Source organism: Pseudomonas sp. TH21 (assembly GCF_016651025.1).
Classification (GTDB): Bacteria; Pseudomonadota; Gammaproteobacteria; order Pseudomonadales; family Pseudomonadaceae; genus Aquipseudomonas; species Aquipseudomonas aylmerensis.
This window is the reverse complement of record NZ_JAEKEQ010000001.1, coordinates 2729020-2745259: the sequence shown is the minus strand read 5'-3', so window position 1 is coordinate 2745259 and position 16240 is coordinate 2729020. Positions and strand designations below refer to the sequence as shown.

At 62.0% G+C, this 16240-nt stretch carries 14 protein-coding genes; 8 read left to right on the top strand and 6 right to left on the bottom strand.

Annotation, left to right across the window (positions count from 1 at the left end):
* Positions 1–29: 29 nt before the first annotated feature.
* Complete coding sequence (locus JFU04_RS12100; RefSeq protein WP_201144164.1) at positions 30–2321, bottom strand: fatty acid cis/trans isomerase; 2292 nt, start codon at positions 2319–2321, stop codon at positions 30–32.
* Positions 2322–2488: 167 nt separating this feature from the next.
* On the opposite strand from JFU04_RS12100, the gene metH reads away from it, so the two are divergent.
* The 4 genes from metH (at position 2489) to JFU04_RS12080 (ending at position 9011) form a co-directional block, all read left to right on the top strand.
* Positions 2489–6199 carry a methionine synthase gene (gene metH, locus JFU04_RS12095; RefSeq protein ID WP_201144163.1) on the top strand — a complete coding sequence of 1237 codons (3711 nt, stop codon included), beginning with the start codon at positions 2489–2491 and terminating at the stop codon, positions 6197–6199.
* A 52-nt stretch (positions 6200–6251) separates the two neighbouring features.
* On the top strand, positions 6252–6470 hold the full coding sequence (locus JFU04_RS12090; RefSeq protein WP_065906428.1) for a DUF2970 domain-containing protein: 219 nt from the start codon (positions 6252–6254) through the stop codon (positions 6468–6470).
* A gap of 404 nt (positions 6471–6874) precedes the next feature.
* Positions 6875–8533, top strand: coding sequence for a nitrite/sulfite reductase (locus JFU04_RS12085; protein ID WP_106804181.1), 1659 nt, complete (start codon positions 6875–6877; stop codon positions 8531–8533).
* Complete coding sequence (locus JFU04_RS12080) at positions 8517–9011, top strand: DUF934 domain-containing protein (RefSeq protein WP_065906424.1); 495 nt, start codon at positions 8517–8519, stop codon at positions 9009–9011. Before JFU04_RS12085 ends, JFU04_RS12080 begins: the two co-directional genes overlap by 17 nt.
* A 41-nt stretch (positions 9012–9052) precedes the next feature.
* Here the strand turns inward: JFU04_RS12080 and JFU04_RS12075 are convergent, their stop codons facing one another.
* On the bottom strand, positions 9053–9457 hold the full coding sequence (locus JFU04_RS12075; RefSeq protein ID WP_201144162.1) for a MerR family transcriptional regulator: 405 nt from the start codon (positions 9455–9457) through the stop codon (positions 9053–9055).
* A gap of 72 nt (positions 9458–9529) precedes the next feature.
* Between JFU04_RS12075 and JFU04_RS12070 the strand changes: the two genes are divergently transcribed.
* Both JFU04_RS12070 and poxB read left to right on the top strand, forming a co-directional pair.
* Positions 9530–10762 (top strand): NADH:flavin oxidoreductase/NADH oxidase family protein, encoded by a 1233-nt coding sequence (locus JFU04_RS12070; RefSeq protein ID WP_201144161.1) that lies wholly within the window; start codon positions 9530–9532, stop codon positions 10760–10762.
* A gap of 77 nt (positions 10763–10839) precedes the next feature.
* Positions 10840–12564 carry a ubiquinone-dependent pyruvate dehydrogenase gene (poxB, locus tag JFU04_RS12065; RefSeq protein WP_201144160.1) on the top strand — a complete coding sequence of 575 codons (1725 nt, stop codon included), beginning with the start codon at positions 10840–10842 and terminating at the stop codon, positions 12562–12564.
* A gap of 57 nt (positions 12565–12621) precedes the next feature.
* Here poxB and JFU04_RS12060 read toward each other — a convergent pair whose 3' ends face one another.
* Entirely contained in the window at positions 12622–13179 is a 558-nt protein-coding gene (locus tag JFU04_RS12060; protein WP_106804184.1) for an NADPH-dependent FMN reductase, read from the bottom strand.
* A 227-nt stretch (positions 13180–13406) separates the two neighbouring features.
* Between JFU04_RS12060 and JFU04_RS12055 the strand changes: the two genes are divergently transcribed.
* Entirely contained in the window at positions 13407–13643 is a 237-nt protein-coding gene (locus JFU04_RS12055) for a hypothetical protein (protein WP_027606489.1), read from the top strand.
* A 63-nt stretch (positions 13644–13706) separates the two neighbouring features.
* Here the strand turns inward: JFU04_RS12055 and JFU04_RS12050 are convergent, their stop codons facing one another.
* Both JFU04_RS12050 and gspG read right to left on the bottom strand, forming a co-directional pair.
* Positions 13707–14051, bottom strand: a complete 345-nt coding sequence (locus JFU04_RS12050) for a hypothetical protein (protein ID WP_201144159.1) — start codon at positions 14049–14051, stop codon at positions 13707–13709.
* A gap of 102 nt (positions 14052–14153) precedes the next feature.
* The gene (gspG, locus tag JFU04_RS12045) at positions 14154–14600 is read right to left on the bottom strand and encodes a type II secretion system major pseudopilin GspG (RefSeq protein ID WP_201144158.1); all 447 of its coding nucleotides are present in this window, start codon (positions 14598–14600) and stop codon (positions 14154–14156) included.
* Positions 14601–14755: 155 nt separating this feature from the next.
* Between gspG and JFU04_RS12040 the strand changes: the two genes are divergently transcribed.
* The gene (locus JFU04_RS12040) at positions 14756–15676 is read left to right on the top strand and encodes a LysR substrate-binding domain-containing protein (RefSeq protein WP_120448362.1); all 921 of its coding nucleotides are present in this window, start codon (positions 14756–14758) and stop codon (positions 15674–15676) included.
* Here the strand turns inward: JFU04_RS12040 and JFU04_RS12035 are convergent.
* A complete protein-coding gene (locus JFU04_RS12035) occupies positions 15666–16232 on the bottom strand; it encodes a GNAT family N-acetyltransferase (protein WP_083221450.1) in 567 nt (188 codons plus the stop codon). The two genes, JFU04_RS12040 and JFU04_RS12035, sit on opposite strands and share 11 nt — an antisense overlap.
* Positions 16233–16240: the final 8 nt, after the last annotated feature.

Below are 16240 nucleotides of genomic sequence, written 5' to 3'. Positions count from 1 at the left end.
TGGGACCATGGCGGGCGGACAAAGGTCGATCAAAGATTCTCGTAGCGGTTCATATCCAGCACACCCTCTTCCACCGGCGTGGTTTCGTGGATGTAGCGCGACAGATCATGGAAGTACTGCCAGAACAACGGATGGCTGCGGCGCACGCCCCAGCGGTCGACAATCTTCTCAAAGCGGTTGGCGTCCTTGGCCTGCTCCATTTCGGCGACGAACTCGGGGACTTCCTGCGCAGGAATGTTAAACATGAAGTTCGGGTAGCTGCTGAGCACGCCGGGGTAGATGGTCACGGTGTCCAGGCCCGGCTGATAGCGGTAGGCCTCACCCAGCAGGAACGCCACGTTACTGTGCGCGCGGTTGCGCAACATGCTGTAGACCACGCGCTTGCCGCGGGTGGTCTCGATCCGCAGCATCGTCGCCTCAGGCAACTGGTCGATGACCTTGAGCCCGGCTGCCGGGCGCGCCGTCAGGCGACTCAGGGCCTGCTCGGCATCCTGCAGCGCCGGGTCGATCCCGTCACGCGAGCAAAAGGCGCCGTCACAACGGTTGATCGGGTCCGGACTGGCATTCAGGTCGCCATATCGCGCGAGCAACTGGTTGGCAAAGTCACGTTTGGGGTCCTTGGCATCCAGGTGCAGGCCGGTGGGCGTGTCGTCGTCGATGGCCTCGTAGTCCAGCCACAACTTGAGCTTGCCGCTGTTCTGGTACCAGTCGTCGAGGAAATCCTCGCGACTGTCGGCCGGCATCAGGCGCAGGAAGTTCTGCTCGGCACCGTTGCGGATCAAGTCGAAATACAGGCGGGTCTGGGCCTGGTGCGACACATTGCCGAACACATCGAAGTTCACCGCCAATTGGTAATAGGTGCGTTCCAGCAGCGGGTAGTCAAACAGCCACATCGTCTGTGGCACCTCACCGATCAGGCCCTTGGTCACCGAGGCGCTGTCGAAGTGGCGGAAGATACTCAGCAAGGCATTGTCATTGCCGGCCCACAGGCTCGACCAACTCGGCGGCGGCAGATCGGCGTAACTGTCGCGGCGCAAGGCCTCGTATTCATTGCGTTTGTCGCGGTAGGCCAGCCACAGGCTCAGCACGCTGCCGACGTCATCGTTCTGCCCCGGCATCGCCAGCAGCGGCGTGGCCTGGCCGCGATAACGCGCATCGGTGATGTACAGGTCGTGCTCGGGGTCCTGGAACAGGGCCCAGAAGTTGTCGCGGATCACGTCCGTGGCGATCTGCCCACGGCACACCGGCCCGCGAATGAAGGTGCGCACGAAATACTCGGCGTTATCGAGCATGAACTGGTAGCGCGCCTTGGCCGGGATCGCCTCGAAGGTTTCGAACGGGTTGGCACGCCGGCCCGGCCCGTAACCCGGCAAGGCGTCGACCTGCCAGTTGCCGGCGTAGAACAACTCCTTGATGTGCGCCATCTTCGCCGCGCTGAACGGGTACGTGATGTGGGTTTTATGCACGATCACGCCCTGCACTGGCCACAACCGGTAGTACACCTGGGTGCCGGGGTCGTCATTCGGGCGGCGCGTGGCGATCAGGTCGATGGGCTGGCCGCTTGGCGTGCGTGAACGCACCCATTGGAAGAAATGCCCCGGCTCGCCGTTCTCGAAATAGATGTGCGCGAGGAACAGATGTTCGAACAACCAGCGCGCCACCAGGCTTTCGCGGGCACCCGGCTGGTTGAAGAGGTTTTCCCACTGCTGCACCTGCAGCGCTTCCCTGGCGCTGGGCGCCAGGCCCTGCTCGTCAATCGGCGCGCCGGAGGCCAGCCAGCGTTGCAGGGTCTGGTATTGCTGGTCGGTCAGGCCGGTGACGGCCAGCGGCATGCCTTCCTTGGGATGGGCGCCGGCATAGGCGTTGAATTCGCCGGGCATTGCGCACATGTTCTCGCGGTTCAGGCCCAGCACGATCTCTTCGGGCAACTTGGCATTCGGCTGCAGCGGCGCGTTATGCCCCAGCTCCAGCATGCGCGCCATCAGCGCGGCCTGGCTGCCCTGGGCATCAAGTACCGAATAGAAGCCCTTCTGCTGCCAGGCCTGCTTGCCGAAGGCGTCGTAGAACAATCGGGTCGTCGGCGTGGCCCGGCTGCGTTCGCCGTCGTACACCGGCACTTTGGTAGCCCCGCGCGCCGCGCCCTCGGCGCTGCCCAGGTTCAATTGGCAGGCGGAGTCGTAGCAGGCATGGCAGGCCACGCATTTCTCGGTGAAGATCGGTTGGATGTCGCGGGTATAAGAGATCGCCGGAGCGGGACCTTCTGCCGTGGCAGTACTGGCTATCAAGGCCAGGACGGCGCTGACGATAAGACGAAGTGACATGTATCCGGTCCCGATTCAATGCGTGCGCTGAAAAATTGCCGACAAGTCTACCGATGTCGACGCGCCATCAACGTGAGCGATATTCATGCAAAAACCTTGCATGCTCTAAAAGCGCACAGGTTTGCTATGATCCACGCCCTCCGTAATGCCTGAACTAGAGTAGTCCCATGCCCGATCGTAGCGCTCGCCTGCACGCCCTTCACCAAGCCCTCAAGGAACGCATCCTGATCCTCGACGGCGGCATGGGCACGATGATCCAGAGCTATAAGCTCGAAGAGCAGGACTACCGTGGCAAGCGCTTCGCCGATTGGCCAAGCGACGTCAAGGGCAACAACGACCTGCTGGTGATCACCCGTCCGGACGTGATCGGCGGCATCGAAAAAGCCTACCTGGATGCCGGTGCCGACATCCTCGAAACCAACACCTTCAACGCCACGCGCATTTCCATGGCCGACTACGGCATGGAAGAACTGGCCTACGAATTGAACGTGGAAGGCGCACGCCTGGCGCGCAAGATCGCCGACGCCAAGACCCTGGAAAACCCGGCCAAGCCGCGTTTCGTCGCCGGCGTGCTCGGCCCTACCAGCCGCACCTGCTCGCTGTCGCCGGACGTGAACAACCCCGGCTACCGCAACGTGACCTTCGATGAACTGGTGGAGAACTACACCGAGGCCACCAAGGGCCTGATCGAAGGTGGCGCCGACCTGATCCTGATCGAGACCATCTTCGACACCCTCAACGCCAAGGCCGCGATCTTCGCCGTGCAAGGCGTGTTCGAGGAGTTGAATGTCGAGCTGCCGATCATGATCTCCGGCACCATCACCGACGCATCCGGCCGTACCCTGTCGGGCCAGACCACCGAAGCGTTCTGGAACTCCGTGGCCCATGCCAAGCCGCTGTCCGTCGGCCTCAACTGCGCCCTGGGTGCCAGCGAGTTGCGCCCGTACCTGGAGGAGCTGTCGAACAAGGCCAACACCCATGTGTCCGCGCACCCCAACGCCGGCCTGCCCAACGAATTCGGCGAGTACGACGAACTGCCGTCGCAAACCGCCAAAGTCATCGAGGAATTCGCCCAGAGCGGCTTCCTGAATATCGTCGGCGGCTGCTGCGGCACCACGCCGGGCCATATCGAAGCCATCGCCAAGGCCGTGGCCGGGTATGCGCCGCGCGTGATCCCGGACATTCCCAAGGCCTGCCGCCTGTCGGGCCTGGAGCCGTTCACGATTGATCGCAGCTCGCTGTTCGTCAACGTCGGCGAGCGGACCAACATCACCGGTTCCGCGCGCTTTGCCCGCCTGATCCGTGAAGACAACTACACCGAGGCCCTGGAAGTCGCCCTGCAGCAGGTCGAAGCCGGCGCCCAGGTGATCGACATCAACATGGACGAAGGCATGCTGGATTCGAAGAAGGCCATGGTGACCTTCCTCAATCTGATTGCCGGCGAACCGGACATTTCCCGCGTACCGATCATGATCGACTCCTCGAAGTGGGAAGTCATCGAGGCTGGCCTCAAGTGCATCCAGGGCAAGGGCATCGTCAACTCGATCAGCATGAAGGAAGGCGTCGAGCAGTTCATTCACCACGCCAAGCTGTGCAAGCGCTACGGCGCGGCAGTGGTGGTGATGGCGTTCGACGAAGCCGGCCAGGCCGACACCGAGGCGCGCAAGAAAGAAATCTGCAAACGCTCCTACGACATCCTGGTGAATGAAGTCGGCTTCCCGCCGGAAGACATCATCTTCGACCCGAACATCTTCGCGGTCGCCACCGGTATCGAGGAGCACAACAACTACGCCGTCGACTTCATCAACGCCTGTGCCTATATCCGCGACGAGCTGCCGTACGCGCTGACCTCCGGCGGAGTGTCCAACGTGTCGTTCTCGTTCCGCGGCAACAACCCGGTGCGCGAGGCAATCCACTCGGTGTTCCTGCTGTATGCGATCCGCAACGGCCTGACCATGGGGATCGTCAACGCCGGCCAGTTGGAGATCTACGACCAGATCCCGACCGAGCTGCGCGACGCCGTGGAAGACGTGGTGCTCAACCGCACCCCGGAAGGCACCGATGCCCTCCTCGCCATTGCCGACAAGTACAAGGGTGACGGCAGCGTCAAGGAAGCCGAGACCGAGGAATGGCGTGGCTGGAACGTCAACAAGCGCCTGGAACACGCACTGGTCAAGGGCATCACCACCCACATCGTCGAAGACACCGAGGAATCCCGCCAGTCGTTCGCGCGCCCCATCGAGGTGATCGAAGGCCCGTTGATGTCCGGCATGAACATCGTCGGCGACCTGTTCGGCGCCGGCAAAATGTTCCTGCCCCAGGTGGTCAAGTCCGCACGCGTGATGAAGCAGGCCGTGGCCCACCTGATCCCGTTCATCGAGCTGGAAAAAGGCGACAAGCCGGAAGCCAAGGGCAAGATCCTGATGGCAACGGTGAAGGGCGACGTGCACGACATCGGCAAGAACATCGTCGGCGTGGTGCTCGGTTGCAACGGCTATGACATTGTCGACCTGGGCGTGATGGTGCCGGCGGAGAAGATCCTGCAGGTGGCCAAGGAGCAGAAGTGCGACATCATCGGGCTCTCGGGCCTGATCACGCCGTCCCTGGACGAGATGGTCCACGTAGCCCGCGAGATGCAGCGCCAGGACTTCTACCTGCCGCTGATGATCGGCGGCGCGACCACTTCCAAGGCGCACACGGCGGTGAAGATCGAACCCAAGTACAGCAACGATGCGGTGATCTACGTGACCGACGCCTCGCGCGCGGTGGGCGTGGCCACGCAGCTGCTGTCCAAGGAGCTGAAGGCCGGCTTCGTCGAGAAGACCCGCCTCGAATACATCGACGTGCGTGAGCGCACCTCCAACCGCAGCGCGCGCACCGAACGCCTGAGCTACCCGGCGGCCATCGCCAAGAAGCCGCAGTTCGACTGGGCAACCTACACGCCGGTGAAGCCGACCTTTACCGGCTCCAGGGTGCTGGACAATATCGACCTCAAGGTGCTGGCCGAGTACATCGACTGGACCCCTTTCTTTATCTCCTGGGACCTGGCTGGCAAATTCCCGCGCATCCTCGACGATGAAGTGGTCGGCGAAGCCGCCACCGCGCTGTATGCCGATGCCCAGGAAATGCTCAAGAAGCTGATCGACGAAAAGCTCATCAGCGCACGTGCGGTGTTCGGCTTCTGGCCGACCAACCAGGTGCAGGACGATGACCTGGAAGTCTACGGTGATGACGGCCAGCCGATCGCCCGGCTGCACCACCTGCGCCAGCAGATCATCAAGACAGACGGCAAGCCGAACTTCTCCCTGGCCGACTTCGTCGCACCCAAGGACAGCGGCGTGACCGACTACATCGGTGGCTTTATCACCACCGCTGGCATCGGCGCCGAAGAAGTGGCCAAGGCCTACCAGGACGCGGGGGACGACTACAACTCGATCATGGTCAAGGCCCTCGCCGACCGCCTCGCCGAAGCCTGCGCCGAGTGGCTGCACCAGCAGGTGCGTAAAGAGCACTGGGGGTATGCCAAGGACGAGCAACTGGATAACGAGGCGCTGATCAAGGAGCAGTACAGCGGCATCCGCCCTGCCCCCGGCTACCCGGCCTGCCCGGATCACACCGAGAAAGCCCAGCTGTTCCAACTGCTCGACCCCGAGGCCCGCGAAATGCACGCCGGGCGCAGCGGTGTGTTCCTCACCGAGCACTACGCGATGTTCCCGGCGGCGGCGGTCAGCGGTTGGTACTTCGCCCACCCGCAGGCGCAGTATTTTGCCGTGGGCAAGATCGACAAGGACCAGGTCAGCAGCTACACCGCACGCAAAGGCCAGGACCTGGCCGTGACCGAGCGCTGGTTGGCCCCTAACCTGGGCTACGACAACTGACGCCTGGGGGATTGTCTATGCTGTCCCTCACACACCTTGTGTCGAGGGATGTATGGACGATCCAGCCAACAACAAGCCGCCAACCTTCTGGCAGATGCTCCACAGCGTGATGGCGGCCGCCTTTGGCGTGCAGAGCGGCAAGAACCGCGCCCGCGACTTCACCCACGGCAAGCCCAGCCACTTTGTGATCCTGGGCATTCTGTTCACGGCGGTGTTTGCGCTGACGCTGTTTGGCATCGTGCAACTGGTGCTGCACGTGGCTGGCGTATAAACCCAACCTGTCTGTCAGAGCTGGCAAGCCAGCTCTTACAGGGGTCCGTACCTATAACTACTGGTGGCTGACCCAGAACACGGCAGTTCCAACCACCAGGATTATCAAGAACAGAATAGCCCAGGCATCAACGGTACTGTCGGGTTTACGGGCTTTTGTCGAATTGCTCATCGCATCGCCTCTTGTCGGTTTTATAGGTGATCACGTTCAGACACGATCACAGTAAAGTCGACGATTGCCCGCATGACAAATGTGGGTATCGCGATAACCGTTCTCATTAGTCATTTTGGTTATTTGCATATACTCAAACATCACTTTTGCGCATAAACGCAAACTGGTATCGTGCGCCGGCTCCGTTGGGAGTGCGCGGCCGTGCGCGCAGATTTGCCGAGAACAGGACCTATATGTACGTATACGACGAATACGATCAGCGCATCATCGAGGACCGCGTCAAGCAGTTCCGTGATCAGACCCGACGCTACCTAGCAGGTGAACTGAGCGAAGAAGAGTTCCGCCCTCTGCGCCTGCAAAATGGCCTTTATGTTCAGCGCTTTGCGCCGATGTTGCGAGTTGCCGTGCCCTACGGCCAGTTGACCTCGCGCCAGATGCGCATGATGGCCAAGATTGCCCGCGACTTCGACAAAGGCTATGCCCACATCAGTACCCGCCAGAACGTGCAGTTCAACTGGCCGGCGCTGGAAGATGTGCCGGACATCCTGGCTGAACTGGCGACCGTGCAGATGCACGCCATTCAGACCAGCGGTAACTGCCTGCGCAACGTGACCACCGACCAGTTTGCCGGCGTTGCCGCCGACGAACTGATCGACCCACGCCCCTGGTGTGAAATCGTCCGCCAATGGACGACGTTCCACCCAGAATTCGCCTACCTGCCGCGCAAGTTCAAGATCGCCATCAATGGCTCGACTTCGGACCGTGCGGCCATCGAAGTCCACGACATCGGCCTGGAGCCGGTGTACAACGCCGCCGGCGAGCTGGGCTTCCGCGTGCTGGTGGGCGGTGGCCTCGGCCGGACCCCGGTGGTCGGTGCGTTCATCAACGAATTCCTGCCGTGGCAGGATCTGTTGAGCTACCTCGACGCGATCCTGCGGGTCTACAACCGCTATGGCCGTCGTGACAACAAGTACAAGGCCCGGATCAAGATCCTGGTCAAGGCGCTGACCCCTGAGGTATTCGCCCAGAAAGTCGACGCCGAGATGGAACACCTGCGCGGCGGCCAGACCACCCTGACCGAAGCCGAAGTACACCGTGTGGCCAAGCACTTCGTCGACCCCGAGTACAAGGCCCTGAGCAATCAGGACGCCGAGCTCGCCGCGCTCGACCAGCAGCACCCAGGCTTTGCCCGCTGGCGCACCCGCAACACCCTGGCGCACAAGCGTCCTGGCTATGTGGCCGTGACCCTGTCGCTGAAACCGACCGGCGTTGCGCCGGGCGATATCACCGACAAACAGCTGGACGCCGTCGCCGACCTGGCCGACCGCTACAGCTTCGGTCAACTGCGTACTTCCCACGAGCAGAACATCATTCTCGCGGACGTTGAACAGAGCCAACTGTTCACCCTGTGGGGCGAGCTGCGCGAAGGCGGTTTCGCCACGCCGAACATCGGCCTGTTGACCGACATCATCTGCTGCCCGGGCGGCGACTTCTGCTCCCTGGCCAACGCCAAGTCGATCCCGATCGCCGAATCGATCCAGCGCCGCTTCGACGACCTGGACTACCTGTTCGACATCGGCGAGCTGGACTTGAACATCTCCGGTTGCATGAACGCCTGTGGTCACCACCACGTCGGCCACATCGGCATCCTGGGCGTGGACAAGAAAGGCGAAGAATTCTACCAAGTGTCCCTGGGTGGCAGCGCCAGCCGCGATGCGAGCCTGGGCAAGATCCTCGGCCCGTCCTTCGCCCAGGAAGCCATGCCCGAGGTGATCGGCAAGCTGATCGACGTGTACATCGAACAGCGCACCGAAGATGAGCGTTTCATCGACACCTACCAGCGCATCGGCATTGACCTGTTCAAGGAGCGCGTCTATGCAGCGAATCATTAAGAACAACGAAGTCGTCGACGAAACCTGGCACCTGCTGCCCAAGGACGCGAGCTTCGATGGCATTTCCAACTGCGACGACCTGATCGTGCCGCTGGCCCTGTGGCGCGAACACGGTCACGCCCTCAAGGCCCGCGACGGCGGCCTGGGTGTGTGGCTGGACGCCGATGAAGAGGCCGAGGAAATCGGCGAAGACGTGGCGCACTTCCAGGTTATCGCCCTGAACTTCCCGGCCTTCACCGATGGTCGCAACTACTCCAATGCCCGCCTGTTGCGTGACCGCTACGGTTACAAGGGCGAGCTGCGGGCGATTGGCGACGTGCTGCGCGACCAGCTGTTCTACCTGCACCGCTGCGGCTTCGATGCCTTCGCCTTGCGCGCCGACAAAGACCCGTACGAAGCACTGGAAAGCCTCAAGGATTTCTCGGTGACGTACCAGGCTGCAACGGATGAACCGCTGCCGCTGTTCCGTCGCCGCTGAGTCTGCACAAATGAAAAAGCCCTGGCATGCCAGGGCTTTTTTTATGAGTTGAGTTTGATCGACGCCAGCACCTGTTTCTGCCCCATCGAACACGGCACACCTTCCGGTTGCGCGCGTACCGCGTCGATCACCCCGAGTAACTGCGCCTTGCTGTGCGCCAGTTGCGCCTGCATCGCTTCAATCTGCTCGACCTTGCGCTCGAGCGCCTCCATCAGCTCGTCGCGCTTGTGCTCGCCGGGGGCCGGCATCAGCGCCTTGAGTTCCTGCAAGGTGAAGCCGGCCTGCTGGGCGCTCTGAATCAAGCGCAGCGTCTGCAAGGCCTCCGGTGCATAGCGGCGATAGCCATTGGCCTGGCGCCCCACCTGGCTGATCAGCCCTTCGGCTTCATAGAAACGGATACGCGACGCCGCCAGCCCACTTTGTTTGGCCAACTCACCAATATTCATCGACACTGCCTGCTTGACATTAAAGTTAACTTTAAGCTTAGCCTGAGGCCTCCCCTGCTCAGGAGTCAACCCATGTCACCCTTTGAACCCTTGCAACTGCCCAATGGCCAAGTCATCGCCAACCGTATCGCCAAGGCCGCGATGGAAGAGAATATGGCGGATGCCCAACAGGCCCCGTCCCGCGAATTGAAGCAGTTGTACAAGACCTGGGCAGACGGCGAACCGGGCCTGCTGCTGACCGGCAACGTGATGATCGACCGCCACGCCATGACTGGCCCCGGCGGCGTGGCCCTCGAAGACGAACAGCACCTGGACAGCTTTCGCGAATGGGCCGATGTGGCCCGCGCCAAGGGCGTGCATTTCTGGGTGCAGCTCAGCCATCCGGGCCGCCAGACCATGGCCAACCTGGGCCAGCAGGCAATAGCGCCTTCCGCCGTCGCCCTTGACCTGGGCGGCTTTTCCAAGATGTTCGCCAAGCCCAGGGCCATGACGGAGGAGGATATCCAGGACGTGATCAAGCGCTTCGCCACCAGCGCCCGCCTGGCTGAAAAAGCCGGCTTTACCGGGGTACAGATTCACGGCGCGCATGGCTACTTGATCAGCCAGTTTCTGTCGCCGCTGAGCAATCGGCGCACCGACCGTTGGGGTGGTTCGCTGGAGAACCGTGCGCGCCTGCTGCTGGAGGTGATCCACGCAGTGCGCGCCAACGTCAGCGCGTCATTTTGCGTAGCAGTCAAACTCAATTCGGCGGACTTCCAGCGCGGCGGCTTCGACGAGGCCGACGCACGCGCCGTGATCGAGATGCTCAACCCGCTGCCCGTCGACCTGCTCGAGCTGTCCGGCGGCAGCTATGAAGCACCGGCCATGCAGGGCGAAGCACGCGACGGCCGCACCCTGGCGCGTGAAGCCTACTTCCTGGCGTTCGCCAGCGAAGTGGCCGCCATCGCCAGGATGCCGGTGATGGTCACCGGTGGCATCCGCCGCCTGCCCATCGTGCAACAAGTGCTCGACAGCGGCATCGCCATGGCCGGCATCGCCACCGCACTGACCCTGGAACCGCAACTGATCAAACACTGGCGCGAAGGCCGCGACCTCAATCCGCAACTGCAACCTATCGACTGGAAGCGCAAACCCCTGGCCGCCCTCGCCATCCTCGCCGTGGTGCGCTACCAGATGCGCCGCCTGAGCCGTGGGCACCGGCCCAATCCCAAGGTGATCGCATGGACGGCGCTGGTCCGCGACCAATGGTTTATCGCGCGGCGTACTCGGCAATACCGTGCGGCCATGACGCAATCTTCACATTAAGCGCGGAGCATTCGCCGTGATCGAACTGTCCCCTATTGATCAGCAATTTTTAACCTCACTGACGATTGGAGTTCTTCATGGCGAAAATCAACCTGGCCCAGCAATTGGCGACCACCCTTGAACAGGCGGGCATCAAGCGCATCTGGGGCCTGACCGGCGACAGCCTCAATGGCCTCACCGACGCCCTGCGCACCATGGACAGCATCGAGTGGATGCACGTGCGCCACGAAGAAGTGGCCGCCTTCGCCGCCGGTGCCGAGGCCGCCGCCACCGGTGAGCTGACCGTGTGCGCCGGCAGCTGCGGGCCGGGCAACCTGCACTTGATCAATGGCCTGTTCGACTGCCATCGCAACCATGTGCCGGTACTGGCGATTGCGGCGCAGATCCCTTCGTCCGAGATCGGCCTGAACTACTTCCAGGAAACCCATCCCCAGGAGTTGTTCAAGGAGTGCAGCCACTTCATCGAGCTGGTCACCAACCCCGAACAGATGCCGCACGTGCTGCACCGCGCCATGCGCTCGGCGATCCTCAATCGCGGCGTGGCGGTGGTGGTGATTCCGGGGGATGTGTCGCTGCTGGAGGTCGAAGACAAACTCAAGCCCTGGCCGGCCCTGCACGCACCGCGCACCCTGCCGGCGGAACAGGACCTGCAGCGCCTGACCGAAATCCTCGAGAGCAGCGAGAAAGTCACCCTGCTGTGCGGCAGTGGCTGCGCCGGTGCCCACGATCAGGTGGTCGCCCTGGCCGACGCCCTGGGTGCCCCAGTGGTGCACGCCCTGCGCGGCAAGGAGCACGTGGAATGGGACAACCCGTTCGACGTGGGCATGACCGGCCTGATCGGCTTCAGCTCCGGTTACCACGCCATGCTCGACTGCGACACGCTGATCATGCTCGGCACCGACTTCCCGTATCGCCAGTTCTACCCGACTGACGCGAAGATCATCCAGGTCGACCGCAACCCGCAGGCGCTGGGCCGTCGTGCCACACTGGACCTGGGCATCGCCGCCGACGTCAGCGAGACCCTCGACGCGTTGCTGCCACGCCTGACCCGCAAGACCGATCGCAGCTTCCTCGAGACGTCCCTGAAGCACTACGAGAAAGCCCGCCAGGGGCTGGATGACCTCGCGCAACCGTCGAAGGCCAATCGACCGATTCACCCGCAGTACGTCGCGCGCCTGCTCAGTGAACTGGCCGATGACGATGCCATCTTCACCGCCGACGTCGGCTCGCCGACCGTATGGGCCGCGCGCTACTTGAAGATGAATGGCCGGCGCCGGCTGATCGGCTCGTTCAACCATGGTTCCATGGCCAATGCCATGCCCCAGGCCATCGGTGCCCAGGCGGCATTCCCCGGGCGGCAAGTGATTTCGATGTCGGGTGACGGTGGCTTCGCCATGTTGATGGGGGATTTCATCTCGTTGGCACAGCTGCAGTTGCCGGTCAAAGTCATCGTGTTCGATAACTCATCCCTGGGCTTTGTCGCCATGGAAATGAAGGCCGCAGGCTACCTGGATGCCGGCACCGAGTTGAAAAACCCGGACTTCGCGGCGATGTCCAACGCCATGGGCATCCTCGGCATTCGCGTGGAGCAATCCGAAGACCTGGAACCGGCCCTGCGTCGTGCCCTGGCCCATGATGGCCCGGTGCTGGTGGACGTGGTCACCGCGACCCAGGAACTGGTGATGCCACCGACCATCAAGCTGGAGCAGGCCAAGGGCTTCAGCCTGTATATGCTCAAGGCGGTGATGAGCGGGCGCGGCGATGAAGTGATCGAACTGGCGCGCACCAACTGGCTGCGATAAAGCCGGCTGGGCGGGGAGCGGGCGTGCCTACTCCCCCGTTTGGCTCGGGTTATCGGCTCAGGCTGTCTGTTTTTCTACCCACTGGCCGTAGGCATCAATAAAGGCCTGCAGGAACGGCTTGGTCTTGTCCGAGACCTTGCCGGACTCATCGAACACGCTGCCCGCGCCACCCAGGTAGGCCTCCGGTTGCTGCATGCACGGCACATTGAGGAACACCAGCGACTGACGCAGGTGGTGGTTGGCGCCAAACCCACCAATCGCACCCGGCGACACGCTGATGATGGCGCCCGGCTTGCCGCTCCAGGCACTTTGGCCGTATGGGCGCGAACCCACGTCAATCGCATTCTTCAACGGGGCGGGCACGGAGCGGTTGTACTCCGGGGTCACAAACAGCACCGCGTCGGATGAGCGTACTTGCTGACGGAAAGTACTGTACGCTGCCGGCGGCGCAGCACCGTCGATGTCTTCGTTGTAGAGCGGCAAATCGCCAATTTCCACAATGTTCAACTTCAGGTTGGCAGGGGCCAGTTCGGCCAATGCCAGGGCGACCTTGCGGTTGATCGAGTCTTTTCTCAAGCTGCCAACCAGGACGGCAATCGTGTAGACCTTGCTCATTGGGGTTTCCCGACGTCTGACTAAAGGAGCTTGTAGTTATAGAGTCTTCGCGGCGCGTTCACCAGAAGGTTTTGATAATCCTCCAGGCGTTTGTCTCGCAGCCCAATGCGTAGGAAGTGTCTGAAAAGGTCAGCGAATAGTATTTTTTTTCCATAGGTAAACTACCCCGCTCTATGACGGTCTACACCACCGCAAATCGAGTGTTTATCTCCAGAGGTTCTAAACAGATGGCAGCAGTACTAGTCGGACAGTTTCATGCCAGAGACGCAGAAGGACGTGTGTACTCGGTGCATGAGTTCCAGGAATCCAACCCGGCGCAAGGCGACCTGGCTGGCTCGGCACCCACCACCACCTACAAGCTGGCCATTGGCGACCGTGTAGAAAAACTGGAAGGCGATGAGTTCAAGCTGATCCAGTCGGGGACCATCATCGTGCGCGAATCGCAGACCACCCTCGCTTCATAAGCCTGATCCCCCGAACGTACCCGCTCAGTCCCGGCCATTGACGGCATTGACTGGGCCGGGCGATCACGGCCGACGGATCTCGGTGATTTCCAGCCCCGGCTCCCCGTCGACCTGCTTGAGCGTCACCATCAACCTCCCCCGCTCGCCCTCCACCGCATACATCAGGCGCGTGTAGCCCGGCGAGTTGTACGCGGGATACGCCACCACCTGCCTGACCAGCGTCATGTCCAGCACCGTACCCACCTGCGCGCCCACCTGTTCCTCGGCACGGATAAACGCCTCCAGGGCAAGGTTTTGCGGTTTGATTTCGTCATGATTGCTGAAGAGATAAGCGGCCACGCACCCTACGGTCACCAGGACCAGCAGTGGCTTGGCCGTTACCCCGAGGAATATCGAGGGCAAACGCATATGAGACCAGACCTGTTTTTGTTGTGTGTGCCGGTCACCGGCTTTGGTCGTTGTCGATCAGACGAGCCATTCTAATCAGGTCGATGGGTAATGCCAGATGATTTACTGGTCGCCGTAGGTAATATCCTTGTTCTCACCCACGCCCCCCAGTGTGCGGTCCTTGCCGAACGAAAACAGATCGAACGGCGTTCGCGTCTGGGTGGGCGGGAAGTGGTACTGATAGGCAACGCCCCAGGGATCGCTCAGCAGGTCCTCGTCGACATAGGGCCCCTTCCATTTCGTCTCGCCCGCCGGCTGCGTGGCCAGGGCCTCAAGGCCCTCGCTGTCAGTCGGGTAGCGGCCGGTGTCCTGGTGGAACCGCTCGATGGCTTCACCGAGCGTGGCCACCTGGGTCTTGGCCGTGGAAATTTCCGTCAGCGCCACATCGCCAAACAATCGCGGGCCCACGGCAAGTGCGAGCAAACCAATGATGACGAGTGCCACCAACACCGCCCACCGGGTAAAGCCGTGTTGGCGCTGGAGGGTGTTGACCCTGGTACTTCCCGGCATGGTAAGGCTCTCCGTCATCGCGCGATTGAACACTCTTTATACAGCCTGCTGGTTGCAGTTGCGTGCATGATTAACGGTAGTCGACGCCAATCAACGCCCCAGCTCTTTTTTGCCCACCCATTGAATCCCCGTCCTCCTGACCCTAGACTCCGGCCATGCGTTTACGTCATATCGAAGTGATTCAGGCCATCTTGCAGACCGGACACCTCGGCACGGCCGCCGAATGGTTGCAACTGCCTGTGGGCGATGTAGAGGCGACGCTCAAGGATGCCGAGCAGCAAGTGGGTTTCATGTTGTTCGCCAGCGTGCGCGGGCGCTTGCAGGCGACCCGCGAGACCCTGGAGCTGCAGGTCGAAATGGCCCACCTGCAGGAAGCGCTGGAACCGGTGCAACGCCTGGCCAGCCGTTTGAAACACCATCACGCTCCGACCTTGCGCGCCCTCTGCACCCCGCCGCTGGCCAACCAATTGTTGCCACACAGCATTGCAGTGCTGCGCCGACGCTTCCAGGACACACCGTGCAACCTCTCCAGCCAGCCGACGCGGGACATCGTCAGGAGCCTGCTGCTGCATGAAGCTGACGTCGGCTTGAGCCTGCATGACCCGCAGCACCCGCAAATCCACTGCAGCGTGCTGGCCCAAGGCAAGCTGCAACTGCTGGCGCCCCATGGCTGGCTCAAGCCCAAGCAAAAGTACATCGCGCTGCAGGACCTGGCCGGCCAATCGATGATCGGGCTGGAAGGACAAGACCCGCTCAGCCGTCTGCTGGACGCCAAGCTGCAAGCCTTGCGCCCACTGCCGGTGGTGCAGACGCGGGTACAGACTTACCAGATGATGCGCAGCATGGTGGAGGCCGGCGAAGGCCTGGCGATTGTCGACCCCTTCACCGCGTTCGGTGCGCGCGAGGCCGGGCTGGATGCCTGCCCGGTGTCGCCGCCGATCATGGTCAGCCTGTATGCGCTGACCCTCAAGGAGGGCGTGGCCTCACCGGCCCTGAATGCGTTGCTGGAGATCGTCACGCAAAAGGCCGAGGGCCTGCTCGCCAGCGACACCAAACCCCTCGCCCCTACACCTTGAACAACCGATACCAGAAAATCGCCACTTCGCGGGTCTGCGGATCAATGCCCCGATAGCGCAGGTGGTCGATCCCGCCCATCACATAGCCGCAACGCTCATACAAACGGCAGGCGCCCAGGTTGTTGTTCTGGGTTTCGAGCATCATGCCCGGCAGGTTTTTCTTGCGGCTCCAGAACTGCGCCACATCCAGCAACGCCTTGGCCACCCCATGGCGTCGCGCGGGCAACGCCACCGCCAACTCGTCCACGTGGGCAAAGCCGTTCCAGTTGGTACTGATCACGATATGCCCGACCGCCCGATCATCCAGGTACGCCATGAAGATCGCACTGTCCGGCGCATCGCGAAAACTGGCGAATTCCTCCGGGTCGATGCCATAGCACTTGCGGTACGGCACGATGCGCTCCACGGGCCATTGATCGACCCGCTTGCCCATCTGCGGCTCACCGTAGGCAACGACCTCGAAGCTGAAGTCATTGCCCCACACGTAGGCGTCAAAGCCTTCGTCGGCGACCCGTACACTGAGCCCCGGATACTTCGGGTTCATTACAGCTTGCATAAACATTC

Coding starts and splice junctions, on each gene's coding strand:
- JFU04_RS12100 (WP_201144164.1), bottom strand. CDS start 2,321: ATGTCACTTCGTCTTATCGTCAGCGCCGTCCTGGCCTTGATAGCCAGT.
- metH (WP_201144163.1), top strand. CDS start 2,489: ATGCCCGATCGTAGCGCTCGCCTGCACGCCCTTCACCAAGCCCTCAAG.
- JFU04_RS12090 (WP_065906428.1), top strand. CDS start 6,252: ATGGACGATCCAGCCAACAACAAGCCGCCAACCTTCTGGCAGATGCTC.
- JFU04_RS12085 (WP_106804181.1), top strand. CDS start 6,875: ATGTACGTATACGACGAATACGATCAGCGCATCATCGAGGACCGCGTC.
- JFU04_RS12080 (WP_065906424.1), top strand. CDS start 8,517: ATGCAGCGAATCATTAAGAACAACGAAGTCGTCGACGAAACCTGGCAC.
- JFU04_RS12075 (WP_201144162.1), bottom strand. CDS start 9,457: ATGAATATTGGTGAGTTGGCCAAACAAAGTGGGCTGGCGGCGTCGCGT.
- JFU04_RS12070 (WP_201144161.1), top strand. CDS start 9,530: ATGTCACCCTTTGAACCCTTGCAACTGCCCAATGGCCAAGTCATCGCC.
- poxB (WP_201144160.1), top strand. CDS start 10,840: ATGGCGAAAATCAACCTGGCCCAGCAATTGGCGACCACCCTTGAACAG.
- JFU04_RS12060 (WP_106804184.1), bottom strand. CDS start 13,179: ATGAGCAAGGTCTACACGATTGCCGTCCTGGTTGGCAGCTTGAGAAAA.
- JFU04_RS12055 (WP_027606489.1), top strand. CDS start 13,407: ATGGCAGCAGTACTAGTCGGACAGTTTCATGCCAGAGACGCAGAAGGA.
- JFU04_RS12050 (WP_201144159.1), bottom strand. CDS start 14,051: ATGCGTTTGCCCTCGATATTCCTCGGGGTAACGGCCAAGCCACTGCTG.
- gspG (WP_201144158.1), bottom strand. CDS start 14,600: ATGCCGGGAAGTACCAGGGTCAACACCCTCCAGCGCCAACACGGCTTT.
- JFU04_RS12040 (WP_120448362.1), top strand. CDS start 14,756: ATGCGTTTACGTCATATCGAAGTGATTCAGGCCATCTTGCAGACCGGA.
- JFU04_RS12035 (WP_083221450.1), bottom strand. CDS start 16,232: ATGCAAGCTGTAATGAACCCGAAGTATCCGGGGCTCAGTGTACGGGTC.